This is a genomic window from Vibrio fortis (assembly GCF_024347475.1).
Taxonomy (GTDB): domain Bacteria; phylum Pseudomonadota; class Gammaproteobacteria; order Enterobacterales; family Vibrionaceae; genus Vibrio; species Vibrio fortis.
In genome coordinates this window covers 868,243-892,511 of the sequence record NZ_AP025487.1, presented here as the reverse complement: position 1 = coordinate 892,511, position 24,269 = coordinate 868,243, and the positions used below count along the sequence as shown (strand labels likewise).

Annotated in this window: 22 protein-coding genes; all 22 read right to left on the bottom strand. The window is 45.2% G+C overall.

The genetic code is table 11. The features are described from left to right. Position 1: 1 nt before the first annotated feature. The 22 genes from OCV50_RS04045 to OCV50_RS03940 all read right to left on the bottom strand — a co-directional run bounded on the left by OCV50_RS04045 (position 2) and on the right by OCV50_RS03940 (position 24,217). Positions 2 to 1,045: a sensor histidine kinase gene (locus OCV50_RS04045; protein ID WP_261903762.1), complete on the bottom strand. Its 1,044-nt coding sequence runs from the start codon at positions 1,043 to 1,045 to the stop codon at positions 2 to 4. Positions 1,046 to 1,202: 157 nt separating this feature from the next. Further along, positions 1,203 to 2,669, bottom strand: a complete 1,467-nt coding sequence (locus OCV50_RS04040; protein WP_239842561.1) for a sigma-54 dependent transcriptional regulator — start codon at positions 2,667 to 2,669, stop codon at positions 1,203 to 1,205. 229 nt (positions 2,670 to 2,898) lie between these two features. After that, positions 2,899 to 3,309: a flagellar export chaperone FliS gene (fliS, locus tag OCV50_RS04035; protein ID WP_008218262.1), complete on the bottom strand. Its 411-nt coding sequence runs from the start codon at positions 3,307 to 3,309 to the stop codon at positions 2,899 to 2,901. A 12-nt stretch (positions 3,310 to 3,321) separates the two neighbouring features. Then, positions 3,322 to 3,627, bottom strand: a complete 306-nt coding sequence (locus tag OCV50_RS04030; RefSeq protein ID WP_261903761.1) for a flagellar protein FliT — start codon at positions 3,625 to 3,627, stop codon at positions 3,322 to 3,324. 3 nt (positions 3,628 to 3,630) lie between these two features. Next, a complete protein-coding gene (gene fliD / locus OCV50_RS04025) occupies positions 3,631 to 5,658 on the bottom strand; it encodes a flagellar filament capping protein FliD (protein WP_261903760.1) in 2,028 nt (675 codons plus the stop codon). Positions 5,659 to 5,680: 22 nt separating this feature from the next. Further along, entirely contained in the window at positions 5,681 to 6,106 is a 426-nt protein-coding gene (flaG, locus tag OCV50_RS04020) for a flagellar protein FlaG (protein ID WP_261903759.1), read from the bottom strand. A gap of 82 nt (positions 6,107 to 6,188) precedes the next feature. Continuing rightward, positions 6,189 to 7,319: a flagellin gene (locus OCV50_RS04015; RefSeq protein ID WP_239842565.1), complete on the bottom strand. Its 1,131-nt coding sequence runs from the start codon at positions 7,317 to 7,319 to the stop codon at positions 6,189 to 6,191. 682 nt (positions 7,320 to 8,001) lie between these two features. After that, complete coding sequence (locus OCV50_RS04010) at positions 8,002 to 9,135, bottom strand: flagellin (RefSeq protein WP_150871420.1); 1,134 nt, start codon at positions 9,133 to 9,135, stop codon at positions 8,002 to 8,004. 611 nt (positions 9,136 to 9,746) lie between these two features. Beyond that, positions 9,747 to 10,886 carry a flagellin gene (locus OCV50_RS04005; protein ID WP_239843067.1) on the bottom strand — a complete coding sequence of 380 codons (1,140 nt, stop codon included), beginning with the start codon at positions 10,884 to 10,886 and terminating at the stop codon, positions 9,747 to 9,749. Between the two features lie 400 nt (positions 10,887 to 11,286). Further along, entirely contained in the window at positions 11,287 to 12,480 is a 1,194-nt protein-coding gene (gene flgL, locus OCV50_RS04000; protein WP_239843066.1) for a flagellar hook-associated protein FlgL, read from the bottom strand. Between the two features lie 12 nt (positions 12,481 to 12,492). Continuing rightward, positions 12,493 to 14,373, bottom strand: coding sequence for a flagellar hook-associated protein FlgK (gene flgK, locus OCV50_RS03995; protein WP_239843065.1), 1,881 nt, complete (start codon positions 14,371 to 14,373; stop codon positions 12,493 to 12,495). 175 nt (positions 14,374 to 14,548) lie between these two features. Then, complete coding sequence (gene flgJ, locus OCV50_RS03990; RefSeq protein WP_239843064.1) at positions 14,549 to 15,466, bottom strand: flagellar assembly peptidoglycan hydrolase FlgJ; 918 nt, start codon at positions 15,464 to 15,466, stop codon at positions 14,549 to 14,551. Between the two features lie 10 nt (positions 15,467 to 15,476). Next, a complete protein-coding gene (locus OCV50_RS03985; RefSeq protein WP_239843063.1) occupies positions 15,477 to 16,568 on the bottom strand; it encodes a flagellar basal body P-ring protein FlgI in 1,092 nt (363 codons plus the stop codon). 96 nt (positions 16,569 to 16,664) lie between these two features. Continuing rightward, the gene (gene flgH / locus OCV50_RS03980) at positions 16,665 to 17,441 is read right to left on the bottom strand and encodes a flagellar basal body L-ring protein FlgH (protein ID WP_239843061.1); all 777 of its coding nucleotides are present in this window, start codon (positions 17,439 to 17,441) and stop codon (positions 16,665 to 16,667) included. Positions 17,442 to 17,496: 55 nt separating this feature from the next. Further along, positions 17,497 to 18,285, bottom strand: coding sequence for a flagellar basal-body rod protein FlgG (gene flgG / locus OCV50_RS03975; RefSeq protein WP_032550127.1), 789 nt, complete (start codon positions 18,283 to 18,285; stop codon positions 17,497 to 17,499). Between the two features lie 21 nt (positions 18,286 to 18,306). Continuing rightward, positions 18,307 to 19,056 (bottom strand): flagellar basal-body rod protein FlgF, encoded by a 750-nt coding sequence (flgF, locus tag OCV50_RS03970; protein ID WP_239843060.1) that lies wholly within the window; start codon positions 19,054 to 19,056, stop codon positions 18,307 to 18,309. Positions 19,057 to 19,308: 252 nt separating this feature from the next. Further along, on the bottom strand, positions 19,309 to 20,613 hold the full coding sequence (gene flgE, locus OCV50_RS03965; protein ID WP_239843059.1) for a flagellar hook protein FlgE: 1,305 nt from the start codon (positions 20,611 to 20,613) through the stop codon (positions 19,309 to 19,311). Positions 20,614 to 20,662: 49 nt separating this feature from the next. Then, the gene (gene flgD, locus OCV50_RS03960; RefSeq protein WP_032550124.1) at positions 20,663 to 21,370 is read right to left on the bottom strand and encodes a flagellar hook assembly protein FlgD; all 708 of its coding nucleotides are present in this window, start codon (positions 21,368 to 21,370) and stop codon (positions 20,663 to 20,665) included. 17 nt (positions 21,371 to 21,387) lie between these two features. Continuing rightward, positions 21,388 to 21,801, bottom strand: a complete 414-nt coding sequence (gene flgC, locus OCV50_RS03955) for a flagellar basal body rod protein FlgC (RefSeq protein WP_032550123.1) — start codon at positions 21,799 to 21,801, stop codon at positions 21,388 to 21,390. Positions 21,802 to 21,805: 4 nt separating this feature from the next. Then, positions 21,806 to 22,201, bottom strand: a complete 396-nt coding sequence (gene flgB, locus OCV50_RS03950) for a flagellar basal body rod protein FlgB (RefSeq protein WP_261903758.1) — start codon at positions 22,199 to 22,201, stop codon at positions 21,806 to 21,808. 245 nt (positions 22,202 to 22,446) lie between these two features. Next, the gene (locus OCV50_RS03945) at positions 22,447 to 23,277 is read right to left on the bottom strand and encodes a protein-glutamate O-methyltransferase (RefSeq protein WP_239843058.1); all 831 of its coding nucleotides are present in this window, start codon (positions 23,275 to 23,277) and stop codon (positions 22,447 to 22,449) included. 13 nt (positions 23,278 to 23,290) lie between these two features. Next, positions 23,291 to 24,217: a chemotaxis protein CheV gene (locus OCV50_RS03940; RefSeq protein ID WP_239843057.1), complete on the bottom strand. Its 927-nt coding sequence runs from the start codon at positions 24,215 to 24,217 to the stop codon at positions 23,291 to 23,293. Positions 24,218 to 24,269 lie beyond the last annotated feature (52 nt).

Sequence of the window (24,269 nt, the reverse complement as noted above, 5' to 3'; positions counted from 1 at the left end):
CTTAAATACTTTCAGCAGTAGAGGCGCGTTCTAATGGTAAACACATCGTAAAGCATGCGCCATCGCCCTCTTCTGATATTAATTCTAATCGCCCTTCGTGAGCGCGGCACACCATCTGTACCACCGCTAAACCAAGCCCTGTGCCTTGTGAGCGCGTGGTGAAAAACGGCTCCATGATTTTTCCTTGTAGCTCTTTCGGTACACCCGGCCCACTATCTTGAACCGAGATCTTAAGCTCACCATTTACTGGTCGGAAAAACACATCGATTTGTGACTCTTTACCGGCAATCTGTACAGCATTGAGAACCAGATTACTTAAAGCAGAAGCGATGGCGTTGGCATTGCCAAACATTTGCGTCTCTTCACCTTCGACTTCTTGGAAATAGTCGATGTTGTTGGTCTTGAGCGCTGTCTCGACCATCGGCTGATATTCAGCGATCAATTCTGAAACAGTAAACGGCTTCACGACTTTATTATCACCACCTTTAGCGAACAACAGCATATCATTAACCTGCTTCTCTAGGTCATGCAGTCTATCCATAAGCTTAGTTTGAAAGCGCGTTTTTGTGGCAGGTGGCAAGTTTGGCGCGGCTAAATTAGAAGCATAGAGCATCGCACTGGACAATGGCGTGCGCACTTGGTGTGCCAAAGAGGCCACCATTCTGCCCAATGAAGAGAGTCTTTGAAGATCACTGACACGAGCTTGAAGTAGTCGTGTTTCTGTCAGATCGGTAATTAAAATAAGCTGACCAGTCGCTGATGCTGAGATCGCCAAACGAACCTTACGGCCATTTTTTAGCGAGATTTCATGACCATCGTCATCTTTAGGATCAAACGCACTCTGGATAACAGAGAACCACTTCTCCCCCACCAGCTCAACACCTAAGATGCGATGCGCCTCAGGGTTCGCCTCTCTTACCTCACCATGAGTATCCAACAAGATTACGCCAGCAGGCATCACATCGAGTACTTGCTTGTATCGCTCAACTTGCTGCTCAACAGAGTCTAGGTGTGATTGGTTTTCTGGTTCGTCAGATACGTGCATATAAAAAATTGGCCTCAAATACTAGAATAGCCTGACATGCACCACACACATCAGGCTATTCGCTATATTTATCACATAGTTAAGCCGTCAACAACTCGGCTATCTCTGATTAAAAGGTAGATCAGGGTTCACTCTGTTCTACCCTAATCAGGAAGATTTATCGCTGCAGATTGTATTTGCGCATTTTCTCAACAAGGGTTGTACGTCGCATACCCAACATGTCTGCGGCACGAGCAACCACGCCACCTTGTGCTTCTAGCGCTTGATTGATCATATTAACTTCCAAATCAGCAAGCAGCTCTTTCAAGTTTACGCCTTCTGGCGGCAACTCTTGAGGAGCATTGGCGTTGTCATTTAGGTCATCTTGTTGATCAAAACTGAAATCTTCAGAGAATAGATCCGCTAATGCATCACGCTCTTGCTCTTCTTCCGATACAAAGCTATTAAACTCTGGTTGGAATTCAGGAATGTCACTGTAGCGATACTTAGTAGGCAGATGATTGACATCGACCAAGCTGTTTGGATACAGAATAACCATGCGCTCAACAAGATTCGCCAACTCGCGAACGTTACCCGGCCAGTCATGCTCCATCAAAGAGTTAACAGCACGCGGAGTAAAGCAGATCGGCATGCTGCCTTCCGCTTCCATGCGTGTCATCAGCTCTTGTAACAGCAGTGGGATATCTTCTTTGCGTTCTTGAAGTGCTGGCATCTCAATTGGGAACACATTCAATCGATAGTAGAGATCCTCACGGAACGCTTCGTCATCGATCATGCTTTCAAGATTACGGTGTGTCGCCGCAATAACACGCACATTGGCTTGAAGTGTCGCGTTGCCACCTACACGTTCAAAACAGCGCTCTTGCAATACGCGCAGCAATTTTACCTGCATCGCCATTGGCATATCGCCAACTTCATCAAGAAATAGAGTACCGCCTTCGGCGAGTTCAAAACGGCCTTTACGTGCAGTAATTGCCCCAGTGAATGCCCCTTTCTCGTGACCAAAGAGCTCACTCTCTAGCAAGTCTGGCGGAATGGCACCACAGTTCACAGGAACGAAAGGCCCACTGCGACGTTTTGAGTGGTAGTGGATATTACGTGCCACAACCTCTTTACCCGTACCAGACTCACCTAAAATCAGTACATTTGCTTCAGTTGAAGAGACCTGCTCGATGAGGTGACGTACCTCCTGAATACCAGAGCTTTGTCCTACTAGGCTACGAAACAGAGTATTTTTACGTGCTGATGAGACGACGTTAACGCCCTTACGGCCTAAGAAGTCTTTGCAATGCCTTAATGCATCACTGAGTTGTGGGTAATTGAGTGGCAGCTCAAGCTCACCAACATAGTTGGTTAACTCGTCCACAGAATAGTTGTGCTTGCCCATCACTAACAGGGGAATATGGTTAGCGTTGATCAGCTGTTCATTGAGTAAAGAAGTGAAGCCGTTGCCCTTAATAGAGCCAATAATGCACCCAGCCCACTGTTGAGACCAGTCGACCTTGTGTGCTTGTTCAGAGCTGACAACTTCGCAGCCCTCTCCTACAAACTCTAATATTGTGCTTAAATTGTGACGCTCTTGAGCATTATCGTCTACGACAAGCAGTTTTGACAAACCTTGCATAAGTAGGATGTATTGCCTTTATTATTGGTGTGATGCGGAAAACATTAAGCAACGTAATCTATAAAACAGAAAAAAGTATCATTGATAAGATTAACGATAGACAAATTATGAAAATCAGCAACGAAAAAAAGCCATTAGGCTATCTAATGGCTTCTATTTTATTTGATTAAAAAAATAAGGCAACCAACCAATTAACTCATGTGACGTTGGTTAGAACTTTGAATTTGCTCTAAATACCCACTTCTGCAGAGGTTAAATTGTGATATTCATTCGGGATCTGGTCCCAAGCGCTCTTAATCTCGCGAATGATATCAATCACGTCATCAATCGGTTGAGGATCATTTTTGTGATTCGCCGCAGAAATTTGAGTGATCATAAATTCATAAAGTTGATCTAGGTTTTTCGCGATGTCACCGCCATCGTCCATTGATAGACAGCTACGAAGGCTAATAATGATGTCCAACGCCTTACCCAGACGCTCACCCTTCACAGGAATGTTGCCTGCTTGCATCGCCGCCTTGCCTTGAATAAGACGCTCGATAGCGCCTGCCATCAACATTTGAACAATTTTATGGGGTGAGGCAGCAGTAAGCTGACTATCCACTGATACCTTTTTATATGCCTGTAAAGAACCGCGCATAGTAAACCTCTTTTATAAAAACTTTTTATACTGTTGAACTGATTTGTTTCCGTGACGGTACTTCTGTAAGTCTTTGCCGACTCGTGTCGTTTCCGTTTGCATCAATTCAACCAATTTTCTTGTTCTCGTAATGGCGTCATACCATTCCGAACTTTGCTTAACGTCGGGGTGTGAATCCAGTAAATGAAGCACGTTTTGCAACAACTGTTCTCTGTTATCGACAAGCGCCATTATTTCTTCAGTATTAATTTCACTTATTTCGAACTTAGCCATAATTTGTTGATCTAGTTCACAAAGCTTCTGAAGTTCGTCCTTCATCTACTAACCCAACGCATTCATCATACTGCCCAACTGGGACTGCATTTTACCGGTCGCTTCTTGCATTGCAGTAAAGCGAGAATGGGTGCGGCTTTCTAACCCTTCCATGCGGCGATCCAGTGCCGCTTGATCATCCACTAGTCGGTAATTCTGTTCAACCAAACTTCGCTCGCGGGTTCGAATTGAGCCAGTGACACCAGTAATACCTTGGATAGCATCTTCTACTTTCTTAGCAAAACCATTATTGCCACCAAAGAACTCACCCAACTTATCAAAGTTGTTGTTCAGTTGGCGATCCAGCATATCGTAATTGATTTCAAGTGTACCTTGGCGCGTTGTAGTAATACCAAATTCAGTCAGCGATCTGATGTCTGGCGGCGCGTCTTTAATACTGGTTGAAAATACACTCTTCAAGCGGGAGTCCGCATTTCTCACGGTACTATCACCCGCCAACGGTCCTTTTTGACCAGTAGTAGGATCGACACCAGACAGACTCTGCGAAACTTGGTAGAACTGATTGTATGAGGCAACAAAAGCCTCAATATCTTGACGTACGCTGCCACGGTCGTACTCAACACCAATTTCCGCTGGGGCTTTATCTTTCGGTGTTTTACCTTTTACTGTGATATCAATACCTTCAATGGCATCTTCAATCACATTGTTGTTACTCGAAAGCTGAGCGACACCATCAAGTACAACCATGGAATCTTGACCTGCTTGTACCTCTGTCATACCGCTGTAAGTATCAAACGACTGCTGTGCTCTCTCTAGATCAGCTTGAGCTTTATCGATTTTCTCTAGGTGCTCTCGCTCTTCTTGAGGAAGTTTTGAACGTTCAATATCTTTAGCTTGCTGTTCAGTAATCTCGCCCTTTGCTACACGCTCAGCCAATGCCGCTTTTTCTTCCGCGGTTTTCTCTTCTATACGAGCTTGTTCAGCCTCAAGCTTTTGCTGAGCTTCTTTAGGTGTAACGTAAGAATCCGTCAGTGTACCCGAAGCTGCGTTAGTCCAGCCCGGTACATCTGGCGCCTTCTCTATCGCTTTCTCGTCCAATTCCAATTCAGGTGTGTAGTAAGAATCTAACAAGGTTCCAGATGCGGTTTCTGTCCAGCCTGGGATGTTGTCTTCCGGCATAACAGAAGCCGATGCCTTCGCTGCATCTAACGCTGCTTGTCCGGCAGCGGCTGCCGCCTCACCGTAAGTCATGCTACTTGGGTCTTGATCTACTTCTGGATCAAGCGGTAGGTTTTCCGAATCAGACGCCTCTTGTGGCACAGGGTTGCCATCCGCGTCTAATTCTTGTGGAGTCTCGGTTGCCGCTTCGATAGGGGCAGTTTCTTGCCCTGGAGCAGGCTCTGAAAGGATCTCTTGAGCAGCAAGACGTGCCGACTCTAAAGCTTTTACGCGCTCTTCAAGAGTTTTGTATTCAAGTTTTTTAAGGGGGTTATCCGATTGCGCATCGACATTGATACTGATCTGTTGATCAGCGCCAGATAGGTTTGACGCGACGATAAGGCGAGGACCCTCAACGTCATTGATTACCGAGGCACGAACACCTGGGTTATTACTTGCGCCATTGATGCCACGTACAACGTCGATAAGTTTCGAGCGCTCACCGACTTGTACATCAAAGCTCTTCTCACCAAGCGAAACCTGCAGCTTACCTGGGCCAAATTTCATGTCTTCCGACAATACATCGGAAGCCACTTTATGGCTTTGGGCAAGCTGCAACACATCGATGGCATATTTGCCTGCAATTGCATCCGTAGTAGCGGTTGCAGAGACAACTCCGTCATCGGTACTTTCTACTGTTCTCACAGCAAAAGCTTTTTCCTGACGAAAGTTCGTCATTAAGTTTTTCATCGAATCAAGCGATTCTCTGAGTCTTCCATAGGCACTAATGCTGGAATCGATTCGCGTTCTTTCATTGTCGATACGTTGCTGCTTAGGCACACGCTCCGCATCTACAATTTTGCTGACCATGGAGTTGATATCCATGCCAGACGACATCCCAAGTGGGCCTAAACTCATCAAATCACCTCAATAATACGACTTAAACCTTCGCCTCCAATAGCCCGCTATTTGAGGTTTGGGCCGCTAGGCGCCTTAAAATCTCAAGCATCTCTTCATCAGGTATTTGGCGAATAATATCGCCTGTTGTGGCTTCGTATATCGTCACCACATCTCTACCCGACTCTTCATCCACTTTAAAGGCAACACCCTTGTTGATAGAAGAGATGAACTCATTCATCTTCTCTACCATTTTAACGCGCTCTTCTTTATTTAGCTCTTGTCGATCTTGAGCTAATTGAATCGCAGCTTCGGTAGCATCCTCTTGCGATTTCTCTACCTTTTCTTTGGGTGCAACTTCTAATGGTTTAGAAATACTTGGCGCACTGCTACCTTCATCGAATGCAAATTTAATGCCATTAGGTGAGCCATAAGGCTGGACGTTCGATGCGCTGGATGATATTTCCATAACACTCTCCTTCCGACCTTAAATGAGCCATGGCATAAGAGCCCTACCAAGGTAGACCTCTATTGCCGCCTACTTAGTAAGCTTAGCCCAATAAGCTTAGAGCTGCTGATGGCGATTGCTTCGCTTGAGCTAGGATTGAAGTACTCGCCTGTTGTAGGATTTGAGACTTAGTCATAGCTGTCGTTTCTTTCGCGTAATCAGTATCTTTGATACGGCTCTTAGATGCATTAACGTTTTCGTTGATGTTATCTAAGTTGCTGATTGCGTGATCAAAACGGTTTTGGAAAGCACCCAGAGAAGCACGTTGACTGTCTACAGACTTAAGCGCACCATCAATGATAGAAACCGCTTCGTTAGCGCCAGCTACAGAAGTCACGTCGATATCGTTAACTGTTACTTCTTTGCCGCTACCAATACCTAGGTCGCCAGCTAGGCTGCCGCCGAACTCAACATCACCTTGTACTTTTTGGCTTGAAGCGAACAGTTGTAGTTTGCCGCCTTCACCAACAGAAGCTTTAACGTCTTCACTTTGACCGTTAATGTAAGTCGCAAGTTCTTCAATATCGTTACCTGCTTTCGCAGAGATATTCACTTCTTGTTCTTCACCAAACTTGTCTTTGTACTTCATCGTTAGGTCAGAACCTGCCGCTACAGTCCAAGAAGAGTCTTTGCCTTCTTCAACTGTGTAGCTCTTACCACCCATGTCTTGAGTGTCAGTACGCATGTTACCCATAGATAGCATTACAGCTTCACCAGAGTCCGCACCGATTTGGAAAGATTGGCTACCGTAAGTACCGTTTAGAAGCTTATTACCACCGAAAGAGGTTGTTTCAGCGATACGGTTTAGCTCGTCGTTAAGTGCCGTTACTTCTTCTTGAATTGCAACACGTTCAGCTTTGCTGTTTGAGCCGTTTGCAGATTGTAGAGAAAGGTCACGCATACGTTGCAGAATGTTTGTAGACTCATTCATTGCACCTTCAGCTGTTTGTGCAATAGAAATACCGTCGTTCGCATTCTTCACAGCCATGTCTAGGCCGCGGCTTTGAGACGTTAAGCGGTTTGAGATTTGTAGGCCTGCAGCATCATCTTTTGCGCTATTGATTTTATAGCCAGAAGACAAACGCTCCATTGATTTTTGAGTACCTTCAGCCGCGCCATTTAGGTAGCGCTGAGCCGTCATTGCAGACACGTTAGTGTTTACATTAATTGCCATAGTTGATCTCCTTTAGGCATTTCTGATGCACGCCAGTGACTCTCACCTCACATAAAGCACACATCAATATTGTCTGATGTACCGCTGCGTCTCTCACCTCACATTGGTACATCTCATTTCTCTCAATCCCTTTAACGGCGCTTTGATTAGAAGCTTTAACAAAAAAATCGATTTTTTTGGTTTTATTTTCAATAACAAGAGAAAGTGTGATCGCAGTTCAATTAATCGGGCGATATTCGCTAAAGAATCAACTATTGATGAATTTATAAGCACATGGTTACTTATTAATTTGCCCTGAAACTATCGCTTTGGGCTACTACTGATACGGGAACGGTAATAAGTACCTTGAACTAAACCTCCCTCTACCAAAAACAATTTCAACCCTTTGTGATTACGTCATTAAGAGCGAGCCCCCTGATACCTCGCTCTACTCGGTTCTGGGATGACTGTTTAGGACATTGAGCGTGAGTTGCAAATTGCCCATTTATCGTCATTCCCTACAGAGAGGGACGACCGTGATAGGGAATCTCTTGCTATCCACAATTAGGAGCTCCCCAATACGCTTTACCAAACACCAAAAACGCGAAAACCCAGCCGAAGCTGGGTTTGTTTAGCGCTCATCTCTCACCACGAGCTAATTTGTGGAAGAGGCACTGACAAACGCAATGCCACTTTTATTTGATTAACCTAGTAGGCTAAGTGCTGAGTTCGGTGCTTGCTTCGCTTGAGCAAGAATCGAGCTAGACGCTTGAGAAAGAATTTGCGACTTAGTCATTTGAGTCGTTTCTTTCGCGAAGTCTGTGTCTTTAATACGGCTCTTAGATGCATTCACGTTTTCGTTGATGTTATCTAAGTTGTTGATAGCGTGGTCGAAGCGGTTCTGGAATGCACCCAGCTCTGCACGGTGGCTATCTACGTACTTCAGTGCAGCATCGATGATAGCGACAGATTCTTGTGCGCCACCTACCGATGTTACGTCGATAGTATCAACCGTTACTTCTTTACCGCCTTGGATACCAAGCTCACCCGCTAGGCCACCAGAGAAGTCTACGTTGCCGTCTACTTTGTTGTTACCTGCGAACATTTGTAGCTTGCCGTCTTCAGTTACAGACGCTTTTACAGAGTCTTGTTGACCGTTGATGTAAGTCGCTAGCTCTTCGATGTCATCGCCTGCTTTAGCGTTGATATCGATTTCTTGCGCTTGACCAAAGTTATCTGTAAACGTCATTTTCAGGTCGTTAGAGCCAGCTTGAACGTTCCAGTTCTTGTCTTTTGCACTCTCAGTTTGGTAGCTCTTACCACCCATTTGAGCGTTGTCAGAACGCATGTCTTTCAGCTCAAGCATTACCGCTTCGCCGTTGTCTGCACCGATTTGGAAAGACTTAGTACCGTGTGTACCGTTCAGAAGCTTGTTACCACCAAAAGAGGTTGTTTCTGCGATACGGTTTAGTTCGTCGTTCAGTGCTGTTACTTCTTCTTGAATCGCTACACGCTCAGACTTAGAGTTTGAACCGTTTGCAGATTGTAGAGAAAGGTCACGCATACGTTGCAGGATGTTTGTTGTCTCGTTCATTGCACCTTCAGCAGTTTGTGCAATCGAGATACCGTCGTTCGCGTTACGTACTGCTACGTCTAGGCCGCGGCTTTGTACGTTCAAACGGTTAGAGATTTGTAGGCCCGCAGCATCATCTTTTGCGCTGTTGATTTTAGAGCCAGAAGCTAGACGCTCCATAGAAGTCTGTTGAGCGCTGTTTGCGTTGTTTAGGTAACGTTGCGCAGTCATCGCTGAAACGTTGGTATTTACATTCACTGCCATGGTGATTTCTCCAATTGATTTTCCGGTGTTGCGGTTTCCGACGTCTCGGAAAACCAAGTAGTTCTCTCAAAGTTACTTTTAATAACGGCGCGAATTTCTAGAGCTTTAGAAAAAACTTCAAAAAAAAATAATTAAATTAATAAATCGAATTAAAACAAACACATAAGAAAGGAATTTTTGTTCATCAAAGATCTAAGGCTCACGTTTGAAAATTAGAAAAGCTCAACTATTGAGCACTTCAAAGGTAGTTTTGGGGCAAATTTAAGAAAAGAGGTGTTTAATGACTGGTTAATTTTCAATCAAAGCAAGTTTTGACAGAGTCTGATTTTTCAGTGAAATTCAGAAAGAAATGAGTAGAAATTTGAGAAAACAGGAACGCTAAAAAGGAAAAAGCCCCTTTTCCTTTGAGAGAACTGGGGCTGGGTGGTGGCCAGAGCCTGTGTGGAGATCATCGAGAAATGAACACATTCTGACTTACCGTTGCATCCTTACCGTAAAAATGTGAAGCAGGTGAGAGATGAGAGAGCTAAACACTCAATAGTAAGTATGCTTGCCAGTTTTCCTTGCTGTATGGCCCACGTCTGGACACGAACAGCAAGGTCAACCAATAACTATTGCAATAGTGACATTGCAGAGTTAGGCAACTGTTTTGCTTGAGCAAGTATTGAAGTACCTGCTTGTTGCAGAATTTGAGATTTCGTCATTTGCGTTGTCTCTTTCGCAAAGTCGGTATCTTTGATACGGCTGTTAGACGCATCCACGTTTTCTTGTACATTCGCCAAGTTATTAATACTGTGGCTTAGACGGTTTTGCTTCGCACCCAGATCTGAACGCTGTGAATCAACGTAAGTCAAAGCTGAGTCGATGATGCTGATTGCGTTCTGAGAACCAGCAACCGTCATTAGGTCGATGTCCTGTACCGTCGTTTGACGACCTTCACTCTTAAGACCTAGCTCAGAAGCAAGACCACCAGAGATAGACATAGAACCCTGTTGTAGATCCGGTTCTGCGACAAACACTTGTAGACGACCATCATCGGTTACCGATGCGTTGATCATGTCAGACTGACCATTGATGTAGGTCGCCAGTTCTTCGATGTCATCACCTGATTTGGTCATCAACTCAAGCTTCACTTCTTCACCAGATTTGGTCACAAACTCAAGCTTAAGGTCACGAGCGTCTGCTGGTACTTCCCAGTTTTTGTCTTTGCCGTTCTCTGAATCAAACGTTGTACCACCCATGCGGAAATCGTCAGCACGGATACTGGTCAGCGCCATGATCATCGCTTCACCAGAGTTAGAACCAATCTGGAAAGAAGCTTCGCCGAACGAGCCGTTCAGTAGTCGACGACCACCGAATGAAGTTGTTTCAGCGATACGGTTCAGCTCGTCTTGAAGTGCCATCGACTCTTCGTTCAGTGCCGTACGTTCAGCAGCCGTGTTAGTACCGTTTGAAGATTGAATTGCCAAGTCACGCATACGTTGTAGTACGTTGGTCGACTCGTTCATTGCACCTTCAGCCGTTTGAGCAATCGAGATACCGTCATTAGCATTTCGCATTGCCACATCTAGGCCACGCGACTGTGCTGTTAAGCGGTTAGAGATTTGCAGACCTGCCGCATCATCTTTTGCGCTGTTGATTTTGTGGCCTGATGACAAACGCTCCATTGAAGTTGCGAGGTCATTAGACGCTTTATTCAAATAACGCTGCGCTGTCATTGCGGAAACGTTAGTACTTACATTAACTGCCATTTTGCTCTCCTTATGAGTTCGCAAGCTTTCTGCGAAGCGGCCAGCTTTACTCTCATATGGATAAGCACTGACCGTATATTACTTGCTAAACCCTAAGTTAGGGTTTAAGACCTGTATAAATCATTTCTGACTTACATAGATACAAGTTGTGTGCCAATTTTTAAATTGACGAAAAATAAAATTATTTTATTCAAAAACAATCACTTAAAAACAAGCCAATCGCCTACTCTATCTATAGATAATGACTATGTAATCTCTCTAACCTGTGTGTTGCCGCTTTTTGCCGCTTACATTGCTTACATTTAAAAACGGGTAAGAAAGCGGCAATTTTTAGAACCCTCTCGCACTTAAGGCATTGCACATAAGGCATAAAGCAGGGCTCAATTCATCCGACCAAACGTTAGATGTAATTAAACAGGGTCAAATCTTTCGTTTTACCAAAGGCTTGCTGAGAAGCCTGCAGTGCACGAGAGTTCTCATTGAACTCAATGATTGCCTTTGAATAGTCCAAATCTTCAAAGTTACTTTTGGCTTTCGCCAGTGACAACTTGAAGTCCTCATGTTGCTGCTCTTGAATATCCAATGTGTTTAAACGCGCACCTACATCTGTGCGAGCCTTAGTTAAATGGATAAAAGCAGCGTGAAACTCTTCCGTTGCCTGATGCAGCTGCGCTGTTGCAGATGAATCAGAAACCGACGACTCTGCTAATGCCGCAGCATCACGAAAGGTATCAAATATTGAAAAGCTTTCTCTTGGCTCAAGAATTATCGAATCACCCTTGGTGATCTGACCGCGTAGCTCAATGTGTAAGCCCTCGTATTTAATCCCTTCGGTTGGATCAAAATCTTTTGCCGCAACAACGCTGCCATCTTTCTCTAGTTGATAGGCGTACTTGCCGTTCTGCATATCAACAAAAGTGACTTTGTAGGTCGCGGGATCCTGAAATTCACTGTTTGTTGCACGCTCTAGAAGCAGTTCAGATGCAGATTGCAGCTCATAAGTAGGCTTGTAATCACCAAATGGGTTGTCGATCTCCATGAACAGCTTGCTGCCCGGATCGTTCATTGGCATTTCAAAACTACTGGCGACGCGCATCTTGCGTTGATAGTCATCACCGCCATAAATAACGTTACCTTCATTGTCACGGAAGAAAGGCTGATTCTTCAGCTTAGTTCCGGCAAAGGTGTAGTTGCCCGATTCATCTTGCGAGTTCGCCATGTATAAAAAGTTGTTGGCAATCTCTTGCAGCTCACGCTGTTTTGCCAAGCGATCTTCCGGAGACAACGCACCGTTGATCATCTCCATTACTGTACGCTTCGCTTCGTCAGCAAAACCTTCAGAGTTTGAGATCAGCACTTCGTGGTGTTCCAAACGGTTTCTAACCAAAGTGATGGCATCTACATACTGCTTAAGCTGTTCAGACTGCTGTCCAATATTCTGCAAGTAGTGAGTCGCGAGTGGATCATCACTAGGCGACTGCAATTTTTTACCCGACGCCAATTGCGCTTGGTTATGATGAACCTTGTTCTCTTGACGACGCAGATCGTTCTGAACCGACTGGTAATTATGGAAACTGGAGATACGAGTTAACATGACTTTCTCCTACTACCTTAGCGCCAAGATGGTATCGAAGGTTTCATTGGCCGCCTGCATAATGCGCGACGATGCCATATAGGCTTGCTGAAACTTCATCATGTTTGCCGCTTCTTCATCAAGGTTCACTCCAGAAATAGAAGCGATACGTTCTTGCGCTGACTGTTTTTCTAAAGTCGCGATTTCACTAAGACGGTTAGCCGTCGATGCCTTTAAACCTGTGTTGGTGTTCAGGTTATGGTAAGTATCAAGCAGCGTCGATTCACCTTCATCTAGCGACTTATTGGTCTGAATATCCTGCATTTTTCGCAGGTTGCCGTTGTCACCTTCAGATGGAACAAGGTTAGCGGTAAATTTATCGTTGGCGATCGCACCAGGCGTCAATTCGAAAGTCGTCCCCATTACGGTTACCGGACCAGAAGGCGGATACGGCTGAGGCTGCATTAATACGTTACCTTTGGTATCCGTCACCGCAAATTGCTCACCACGTGGCGAGACGATCACTTCAAATTCACGAAGTTGCCCAGCGGCAAGGATTTTAAATTCCGCATCACCTTGTGCAAAAGTGGTCGAGGCTTCATAGCTCTGCGCAGCAATATCTTTAGGATCATTGCTTTCAATCTGCATCTGGGCGGCAAAGCTACGCGTTGGTCGCAGAAGAACCTTTTCGCCAAGCTCTGGCGGATTACGGATCTCGACACGCATGCCGTCTAGGTAGAAAGCATTGCCGCTAGAGTCGGTGCTGACTTTCACCGTTTCACCGCTCGGCTTAGTGACCACATAGTCACTACCGTCGTATTTTAAGCCGTACTCACCGCCTTTAAGCGCGTTGGTATTATCAATGAACACAGCAACGTCAGCTTGAGATTGACCACTGGTTACTACGCGAGATTTCGCAACCAGTTCCGAGTTCACATCGGTAAATAAATTGCGGCCAACATTGCCATTGAGATCTAAGCCTTGGCTTTGTAGTTCGTTGACATGATAAGAGAGTGCTGTGGCCATGCGACCTAACTCGTCCATCACCTCAGGAATATGTTCATCACGCATGTCCAGCATTGAACCAATCTTGCCGTCGATATCCGCGCTAGTGATCGGCTTAATTGCCTTGCCTTCAACAATAGCAAGGCGTCGTTGGTGAGCATCCGGTAGGCCATCAACCAATTTCAATTGGCTCGCCTCACTACCTGAAACTAAGGTATGACCGTTACCAATGTGGACGTTGAAACCTTCTGCATTTGAGCGTGGTGTCACCGTTACTTTAGTGTAACCAGACAGCTCATTGATCAGTTTTTCATGTTGATCGCGCAGGTCATTATGTGGACCTGGAGTACGCATCATCAGGCGTTGAACATCACGAATCTCGATTGCAAGTTGGTTAACGCGCTCGATACCCATGTCTAATTTTTTGTTGGCAACATCCGATTGCTGGCGAATCGTTTCATGGAACTCATTAAGTGTTTGAGAAATGATCCCCGCTTTTTCCAGAACCACTTTACGCGCACCGATATCGTTCGGCGTATCAGACAGTGTTTTGATCGAATCAAACCACTCGTTCATATTCTCTGGAATTTTTTTAGAGGCGGTAGACGACAACATGCCCGAGAGCATGTCGATGTTGCTTTGGGTGTCATTCTTATTAGCGGCATTGGTTGTCGATAGATTTAGCTCATTAACGGCAAACTGATCCCAAGAGCGGCGAACATTTTCCACGTGCACGCCCATGCCATAGGTTTGGCCACCATATTGGCGCGGATCATTAACACCTTGAATCACAGATTGTCGGCTATAACCCTCTGTATTCGCGTTAGAAATGTTATGACCTGTGGTGTTTAACTGTCTTTGAGCAGTAAGCACACTTTGTGTACCTACATTCAACAGATCTGACGCCATAATGCCCCCAAAAAACCTAATAAAATCAGCAAAAACTGATTACCCTTACGTCTAAAAAGCAATTTGCGTGCCAAGCTAATAAGTAGGGGATTCAACAGAGGAAAATGGATGCGAAAAAGAAGGGATGAATAGAATAAGAGCCCACCATTTGGCGAGCTCTTTGTAACGAATTAGATTAGTTCATCTGGTCGATCTTAGCTTTGACTCTTAATACCTTATCAGCGTAGTTCGGGTCCGTTGCGTAACCTGCGCTATGAATGCCTTTAATAAAGTTTTCTGAGCTGCCTTGATGCTGAAGTGCGGTTTGGTAACGTGGGTTCTCATTTAGGAATTTCACGTAGTCATTAAAGCTCTCTTCAAAGTTAGCGTAAGAACGGAATGAAGCTTGTTCTTTCACCGCAGTTTTTCCGTGGAACTCTAAGGTTTGAGTCGCGACCTTATCACCTTTCCAACTACGGTCAGCTTTGATGTTGAATAGGTTGTTACTGTTACCCAAAGAGTTCTTCACCATCTTAGAGCCCCAGCCTGTTTCCAGAGCGGCTTGAGCAAGAAGAAGTGACGAGTCAACACCCAATGCTCGCGCTGCTTTTTCGGCATATGGACTCATTGAAGCGACGAAGGATTCTGGAGAGTCGAACGAAACTGGTTGCGCCGCAACTTTTGCCACACTCTCTTGGCGATCTGCTCTATCCACTTTCTTAGAATACTTGGGACGCTCAAGTGCTGGGTCAAACCCTTCTTGACGTACTTTTGATTCCTGTTGGTCAGAACCTTGGCCTGCGCTAAGCTGCGCAACGATCATGTCCGCTAGGCCCAGCGAACCCGATGCACTCAGTTCACTCGACATCTGATCATCAAGCATCTGACGGTAAAACTGTTCATTCTGACTATTAAGCATGTCTGACTTGAAGCTTGAGTTGGCATCACGCATCGACTTAAACAGCATAGAAGTAAAAATAGACTCAAACTGTTTTGCTGCTGCTTTAAGTGCTTCTTGCTCACTGCCCTCTTCGCCATTCACTGCTTGCTGACGAAGTCGGTCTAGACTGCCAATGTCGTGAATAAAGCCGATGTCGTTGTTATTCTTAATCATGACCCGCTCCTTAGATAATGATCAATTGGCCTTCAATCGCACCCGCTTGTTTCAGAGCTTGAAGAATTGCCATTAAATCAGAAGGTGCCGCACCCACTTCGTTGACCGCTCGTACAAGGTCGTCCAAAGTCAGGCCTGGTTCAAACTTAAACATCTTGCCGTCACCTTCCGTGATTTCAATGTCTGAGTCTGGAACAACAACAGTTTGTCCGCCAGAGAAGCCATTTGGCTGACTCACATTTAAATTCTCTTTGATTGCTACGGTCATGCCACCGTGCGTCACAGCCGCAGAGCGTAGGCGTACGTGCTTACCAACAACAATGGTGCCAGTACGAGAGTTAACAATGATCTTTGCAGAGCCTTCTGCTGGGTCGAACTCGACATTTTCAATCGCAGATAGGAAAGCAACACGTTGGCTAATCTCACGTGGTGCACGAACTCGAACTGAAGTCGCGTCTACAGCAGACGCCATCTGTGGACCAAGGAAGTTGTTTACCGCATCTGCCATGCGTTGTGCAGTGGTGAAATCAGATTCAATTAAGTTAAAGGTGATGTAGTCGCCGCGACCAAATGGTGTCGGGATCTCTTGTTCTACTGTTGCACCGCTTGAAATGATACCGACGTTCGGGTTGTTACCTACAATCTTAGAGCCATCGTTACCTTGTGCGCTGAAACCACTCACCACTAGGTTACCTTGCGCGACGGCATACACTTGCCCATCAAGACCTTTCAGGAAGGTTTGCAGTAGCGTACCACCACGTAGGCTTTTTGCTGAGCCGATGGAAGAGACAGTAACGTCAACAGTTTGACCTTGCTTAGAGAAAGCTGGAAGCTCAGCAGTAACAATAACTGCCGCTACATTTTTTGTTTTTGGCTTAGTGCCGGGTGGCAATTGGATGCCAAAGTTTTGCAGCATCGCGTTAAACGTTTGATCTGTAAAGGGGGTTGTTTCGCCAGTACCCGGCAAACCCGTTACTAAACCATAGCCTACCAATTGGTTACTACGAACACCTGCAACTTTTGCCACGTCTTTAATGCGCGCGGCATGAGCAGTGGTGGCAAGAAATAACATGCCGAAAAGTACAAGTGCTAGCTTTTTCATAGGAGTAACCTGTCTCTATTGCTCTGATTTAAATTAAGTTTCTTCTAAATCCAGTACCGTTTGTTGATGGTCAAACAAACGTCACCGTGATTATCGCTATAGAGCTACATTAAAAAATCGTGCCAAGAATCCAGGCTCTTGCATATCTTGTTGTACGCCGGTACCAGAATATTGAATTCGAGCATTAGAAACACGGTTCGACGCGATGGTGTTATCAAAGCCAATATCGTCTGGACGGATTGTGCCGCTTAGACGAATGTACTCATCGCCAGTGTTCAGCGTCATCCATTTCTCACCACGTACTACTAAGTTACCGTTAGCCAGCACCTCAATCACTTCAACGGTAATGTAACCGCTGATGCTGTTACTTTGGTTAGCCGACGCATCACCGGCAAAGGTGTTGGTGTTGCTTAGGTCGTAAGAGAAATTGTATTTGTCGATAGTCAGCTCTTGCCCGCCTACAGATAGTGGCTCCATTGAAGAGTCATTCGACTTAGACATATCTGCGTTAGCTTTTTTAGTCGCACGCGTGTTCTCATCCAGTGCCACGGTAATAATGTCGCCAATACCGCGTGGTTTAGAATCATCGTACATGCTGCCAATGTGGTTCACGTTAAATAGAGAACCGGTTGCTGCTGCGTAGTGTTCCGGCTTTTGCTTAGGGTGAATCGGTGCCCAAGCAGGATCGCCCGCCACTGGGTCGGTACGACCACGTAACGTGTCCACGATGCCAGAACTCTCATCGCTCGACTTATCACCCTCTACCGCATCAACCACGGTTGTTGCGTTTTCTTGTTCTGGCGTTTCGATAGGATCTAACATGGTACAGCCAGTCATCGAAGCTAACAGGGCTAAACAAAAAATACGTTTCATGGTGATACTCTCTTAGTCAGCAGTAGGGACAATTACACGTTACTTAATCTAACGATTAAAGTTGTTGGTTAACAAAGCTCATCATCTTGTCTACTGATGAGATCACTTTTGAGTTCATTTCGTACACACGCTGAGCTTCAATCATGTTTACCAGCTCTTCGGTTACGTTTACGTTAGAAGTTTCCAACATTGATTGGCGAATGTTACCTAGGCCATCAAAACCCGGTACGCCCTCTTGCGGGTCACCACTTGCGCCCGTTGGTAGGTAAAGGTTTTGACCAACTGGCTCAAGACCACCAGGGTTTACAAAGTCAGTGATCGTAATCTGACCGACCACAACGTTGTTCTGCTCACCACGAATACGTACTGAAACTTCACCATCGTTACCGACCGTAATCGAAATTGCATCTTCAGGAATAACAATTTCTGGTTGTAGCGGGTAACCCTGACCCGAAGTTACGATTGCGCCGTCGCCATTCAATGTAAACTGACCATTGCGGCTGTAACCTGTCTCACCATCTGGCATTTCAACTTGGAAGAAACCATCACCTTCGATCATCATATCTAGGCTGTTGGTGGTCGTTTGCGCGTTACCGTGAGTATGCACTTTTTGCGTTGCGACAACTTTAGAACCTGCACCTAGCATCAAACCACTCGGTAGTTCTGTGTTCTGAGACGATTGGCCACCCGGTTGGTTGATGTTCTGATAGAACAAGTCTTCAAATACGGCACGACTCTTTTTAAAGCCAACGGTTGATGCGTTAGCAAGGTTGTTCGAGATTGTTGAGATGTTGGTTTGTTGGGCGTCTAAACCAGTTTTACTTACCCATAATGCTGGATGCATAGTAATTTCCTTTAAATTCTATTAGCTCATACGAAGCAGTGAGTCAGACGACTTGTCCATCTCTTCTGCTGTGCTCATCATTTTGACTTGCATTTCAAATTGACGCTGTAGGTCAATCAAGCTTGTCATTTCACCGACGGCATTGACGTTACTGCCTTCGATAGCACCAGTCAGCAGCGTAACGGCTGCATCAGCTTCGTATGCCTGATCTGGGTTTTTCGAACGGAAAAGACCATTCGTATCTTTAAATAGGGTTTGATTATCTGGGCGAACCATTTTAATACGATCAACAACGGCAAGTTCTTCAGCTGGAGCGCCTTGAGGAATCACCGAAATCGTACCGTCTGTACCAATTTCTACTTTGCTTAATGGGATTGGTAGGGTAATGGGAGCGTCGTTTTCACCGAGAACAAGGTGACCACTTCCGTTAGTCAGTAGGCCATTCTGATCAATCTTGAGGTTACCGTTACGGGTTAAGCCTTCACGACCTGAATTGTCCATAACCGAAATCCAGCCATCACCTTGAATGGTTACGTCTAGATCACGACCGGTCGTTACAACGCTGCCTTGTGCAAAGTTATGGCCAGGGCGTTCTGTCATGCTGAATACACGTGTTGGCATACCTTCACCATACGCTTGCATTGAACGAGCTTGTGCTAAATCAGCACGAAAGCCAGTTGTACTTACGTTTGCGAGGTTGTTGGCACGTAACTGCAAAGCTTGCATATTTTGCTTTGCGCCGCTCATAGCTAAAAACAGTGCGCGATCCATAATTTTGCTCCAAAAAATCATTATCTAGAGCCAATAAAGCAATCACTATGCCAACTATAAAATAGTGTTTATAATCAGAGGGTTAATTCAAAAAAAGGAATTACAAAGATCAAAGCTATCCTTTCTGCCAGGGGGTGGCAAGAACAAACTTTACCGCGCGGCAATTGAGGCGGCAAATAGATAGGCAAGCAACAATACCCAATTCAAACGGATTGAATTGGGTATTCGCAGATGATTCAAACCAAGAAGGTATTAACGAATCTGAAGAATATTTTGCTGTAGTTGGTTGTGAACTTCTAGAGAACGTGAGTTCGCTTGGAAGTTACGTTGAGCAGAAATCAGGTCTACTAGCTCTTGGGTCATATCGATGTTCGACTGCTCAAGTGAGCCATTGTTGATGCCACCAAATGAACCTTTGTTCGATTCACCCCAGATTTTATCACCTGAGTAGTTAGTAGAATCCCACTGAGTGCCGCCCTTCTTATCTAGGCCTTGCTCATTAGGAACACGCACTAGACCTACACGACCTAGCATTACGTTTTCACCATTTGAGTATGTACCTAGAACACTACCGTACTCATCGAAGTCAACCTTGGTTAGGAAGCCTGTTGTTGCGCCATCTTCATCGAATTTCGTCAATTCAAACGGTGCCGCAAATTGCGTCGAAGAGTCTAGACCAAAGTTCAGCGTTTGAGTAACGTCCGCGCCATTTAGGTTCATTGGTACCGCACCCGCACCTAACGCTTCCGATACAATTGGTTGGCCATTGTTTAGGCTCGCCAGTGTGCCGTCGTTGTTAAAGCGCATAGTGTGACCCACATGACCCGTCGCATTAGTCGCATCACCACCAGCAATGTTCAATGGCTTCTCACCTTCACTATCAGTCATAGTGTAGTAAGTCTGCCATGTATTTGGCTGGGTTTGGTCTTTTAGGTAGTAAGTGGTTAGCTTGTAAGACTGACCCATAGAGTCGTAGACCGTTGAAGAGGTCGCACGGTTATAGGTATCCGCATCATCGAAGTTAAATGCAGCCGGATCTTTTAGGTCACCGTTTGCAGGCAGGTTTACACCTACTTCAATGTTTTCAGTCTGTTTTGGCTTACCAAATTCAGCTGGAATAGACAGTGGCTTCGGCGCGTAAGAAAGAACTTCACCCGAGTTTGGATCAACATCGTAACCTAGAAGAAACTCATCGTTAGAAGTAACCATGTAGTTGTCTTTGTTTAGGTGAAATGCACCATTTCGTGTTAGTTCGTTAATCTCAGGAACCATACGGTCTTTTGCCACAGCGAAAAAGCCTGTGCCACTTACACGTAAATCCATTGGGTTGTTGGTATAAATACTTGAACCTTCGTGGAACTGCTGAGCGACTTTATTTGCTTGAGCACCGCCACCTGGAGTGGTTTTGCCGTTCGTAAATAGAGAGCTTGAGTAAACATCACCAAACTCAGCACGCGACTCTTTAAAGCCAAATGTGTTTGCGTTCGCAATGTTGTTACTTGTTGTGTTCAGATCTAATTGAGCTGCGGATAGACCGCTTAAAGCTACATATGACATTCCAATATTCTCCTAATCTATCTAGCTAGCATATTCACTCTATCTAGAGCTACGCTTTGCCAACTTCTAGTACTTCAGCAAGTCGTACTGGCGATGTGAAACCAGCCAGATTGAGTAGTACGTTGCCATCACCTTTGCCAAGAAGCACACTGTTCACGTTCGCATACGTTGATACTTCGAACTCTGCGCTCTCGCCATCCAGTAAACCAGCCGCTTTCACGTTGTATTTACCAGCAGGCAATGGGTTGCCGTCTTCGTCTTTTCCGTCCCATTCAACACGTGTGTCACCTGCAGGCTTAGAGCCGACATCAAAGGTACGAACCAATTGGCCCACTTCGTTCTCAACACGGATCATTAAGTTATCCATCGCTTGAGGAAGTTTTACCATTGCCGCCATGCCGCCATCACCGGGTTTCACACCTGCCGCACCAGGAACCAACACATCACGCCCAACTAAAGAGGAAGCCTGAAGTGCTTGGTTAGATGTCATTGATGAATTCAAGCTTTCAAACTGTGTATTCATTTTGCCAATGCCATCTACGGTCGCAAATGAAGCCATTTGCGCAATCATCTGGTCATTGCTGACCGGCTTAAAAGGGTCTTGCTGAGCAAGCTGCTTGGTCAATAACGATAAGAAGTCTTCTTGTTTAAGATCTTGCTTACCTGTTGTTTCATCAGGCTTTTTGCTGTCTTGAAGATTTTTAAGCTGATCAACATAGGACAAGCCGCTTTGACCAACATTATTGATTCCGGCCATATGCTACCTCCTTATCCTTATTGACCCATCTGCAGCGTACGCAGCAGCATTTGTTTACTTGAGTCAGCAACCTGTACGTTTGTTTGGTACGCACGTGAAGCTGAAATCATGTTTGCCATCTCTTCCATAACATTAACGTTTGGCTTGTAGATGTAGCCTTCGTCGTTTGCTAATGGGTGATCAGGGTTGTATTCCGCGCTAAGCGGCTTATCGCTTTCTACGATACCTAATACTTTCACCGGCACGGTATGACCGCTATTGCGTGCCTTACTTAACTCAGCGCCGAACACAGCGTGGCGCGCCTTGTAAGTCTCATCAGCTGAGCTACTTACACTGTCCGCGTTAGCCAGGTTACTTGAGGTCGTGTTTAGACGAACAGATTCAGCACTCATCGCAGAACCAGTCACATTGAATACATTAAATAAGCTCATCTAATTATTCCCCTTTAATCGCTTTAGTTAAGTTCTTGAATTTACTTCCTAAGAAGTCTAGAGAGGCTTGATGCCTAATTTGGTTTTGCATGAACAGATTTCGTTCCAAATCCAAATCCACCGTGTTGCCATCTCCTGCATCAGGCTGAGTAGGAATACGATATTTTGTTTCCCCATTCACCGTCGTTGAGGCAGAAATATGCCGACCGTCCGTGCGGCTAAGACCAATGCTTGCCCCAGAACTTGCCGCCTGCAGTGATTTTTTAAAGTCTAATCCTTTTGCTTTATAGCCAGGCGTGTTTGCTTGCGCGATATTGGTGGAAAGCACCTCAGCGTTGCGCTCACGTACACCAACTGTGTGCTGGTGAATGCCTAATGCGTTGTCAAAAGAAATAGCCATGTAAACCTCAACTCAAGAACTGACTGTTATGAAATAACCAAAGCAATATGTATACCAACTTTTAAAGCCAATAGAACAATGAATGCTTTTTATCGGTCACTCGCTGTTAAACTTGCAATATACAAGCCAAGAATAGAGTAAATTGGAATGTCACTCTGATTTAAAGATATACCGAGAGCGACAAAAAAGAAAACCCAGCACAATGGCTGGGTTTGATAAGAAAAACTGGAATGTCTTAACGGTTGTTATGGCTTGAGCTTGTAAATGATACCTGGATTACAGCGCACCATCTCAAAACGGTCAGTCAGCCCCGTCAAAGACTCTGACGCACCTAACAGTAAGTAACCACCAGGGTTAAGACTGTTAGCCATCTGGTTCAACACTTTAGACTTCATGTCTGGCGAGAAGTAAATCAGTACGTTACGGCAGAAGATAATGTCGAATTTACCTAACAGCGCGTAGCTATCCATCAGGTTTTGCGGACGGAAGTTAACCATACGCTTCACATTATCTTTTACTTTCATACGACCATCACCCGCATCTTCAAAGAAAGTACGGCGACGTTCAGGCGATAAACCACGACCTAGTGCTAGATTGTCATACACACCAGCACGACACATATCGAGCATACTCGCAGAGATGTCCGTTGCTGTGATCGAAACATTTGGCAGCATACCCGGCTTGCGAGCTTGAGTTTCAAGCACAGTCATTGCCATTGAGTATGGTTCTTGGCCAGAAGAGCTTGCCGCAGACCAAATCTTAATTGGACGCTTGTTTGCCGCTATTTCCGGAAGAAGTTTATCCGCTAGCACGGCAAACGGGTAAGTATCTCGGAACCAAAGTGTCTCGTTGGTCGTCATGGCATCTACTGCCGCCACGCGCAACTCGCGGTTTCTACCCGTTACAACATCTCTCAATAAATCCGACAGTGATGCCAGTTTAAATTTTGCAACTAAAGGACTAAGGCGACTGCGTACAAGATATTGCTTGCTATCACCGAGTACAATGCCACATTGAGATTCCAAAAAGCGGCTAAAATCACGATACTCTTGATCACTAATTGTTATAGCAGTCATTAATGTCTCTTTTCTATTTAGTTAATGCGGACTTAACCGCTGAACCAAGTTCATCTGGGTTGAATTTAGCGATGAATGAGTTAGCCCCCACACGCTCAACCATGGCTTGGTTAAATACGCCACTCAAAGATGAGTGTAAAATTACATATAAGTCTTTTAGCTCTGCATGACGGCGGATTTCTGCAGTCAGTGTATAGCCATCCATCTCTGGCATCTCGATATCTGAGATAACGAGAGAGATCTGGTCGTAAATACTGCCTTCTGCCGACATTTGAATCAGCTTCTCGTAAGCTTCTTTGCCGTCTTTAACTGCAATAACTTCGAAGCCGATTGATTCAATAGCTCGCTGAACTTGTTTACGAGCTACGGTTGAGTCATCAGCAATCAGAATGCGTCGAACTAACGGTTTCTCTTGTTCAACTTCAGCGATCTCTTCAGCGATTTTGCTGTCCATTGTTTCATCAACAGGAGAGATCTCTGCAAGAATTTTTTCTACATCGAGAATTTCAACGAGTTCATTATCGATGTTTGTCACTGCCGTCAGGTAGTTCGCTTTACCCGCACCATCAGGTGGCGGCAAGATAGATTCCCAGTGCATGTTGATAATACGCTCAACAGAACTCACCAGGAAGCCTTGAATAGTACGGTTAAACTCAGAAATTACAACAAAACACTTTTCTACGTCTGTTGTTGGGCGACCGCCAATAGCAAGGCTTAAGTCGATAACCGAGATGGTTTGACCACGAATGTGCGCAACACCCTTAACCAGCGGGTTTAAGTTCGGCATAGAAGTCAGCTTAGGACACTGTAGTACTTCTTTAACCTTAAATACGTTAATACCATAGCGCTGACGCCCCATTAGGCGAAAGGTTAGTAATTCTAATCGGTTTTGACCGACGAGTTGCGTACGCTGATTCACTGAATCCAGAATACCCGTCATGAGCGCATCTCCATATCAAACTTTTTTGATTAAAAAGTGTTAATCTACTACA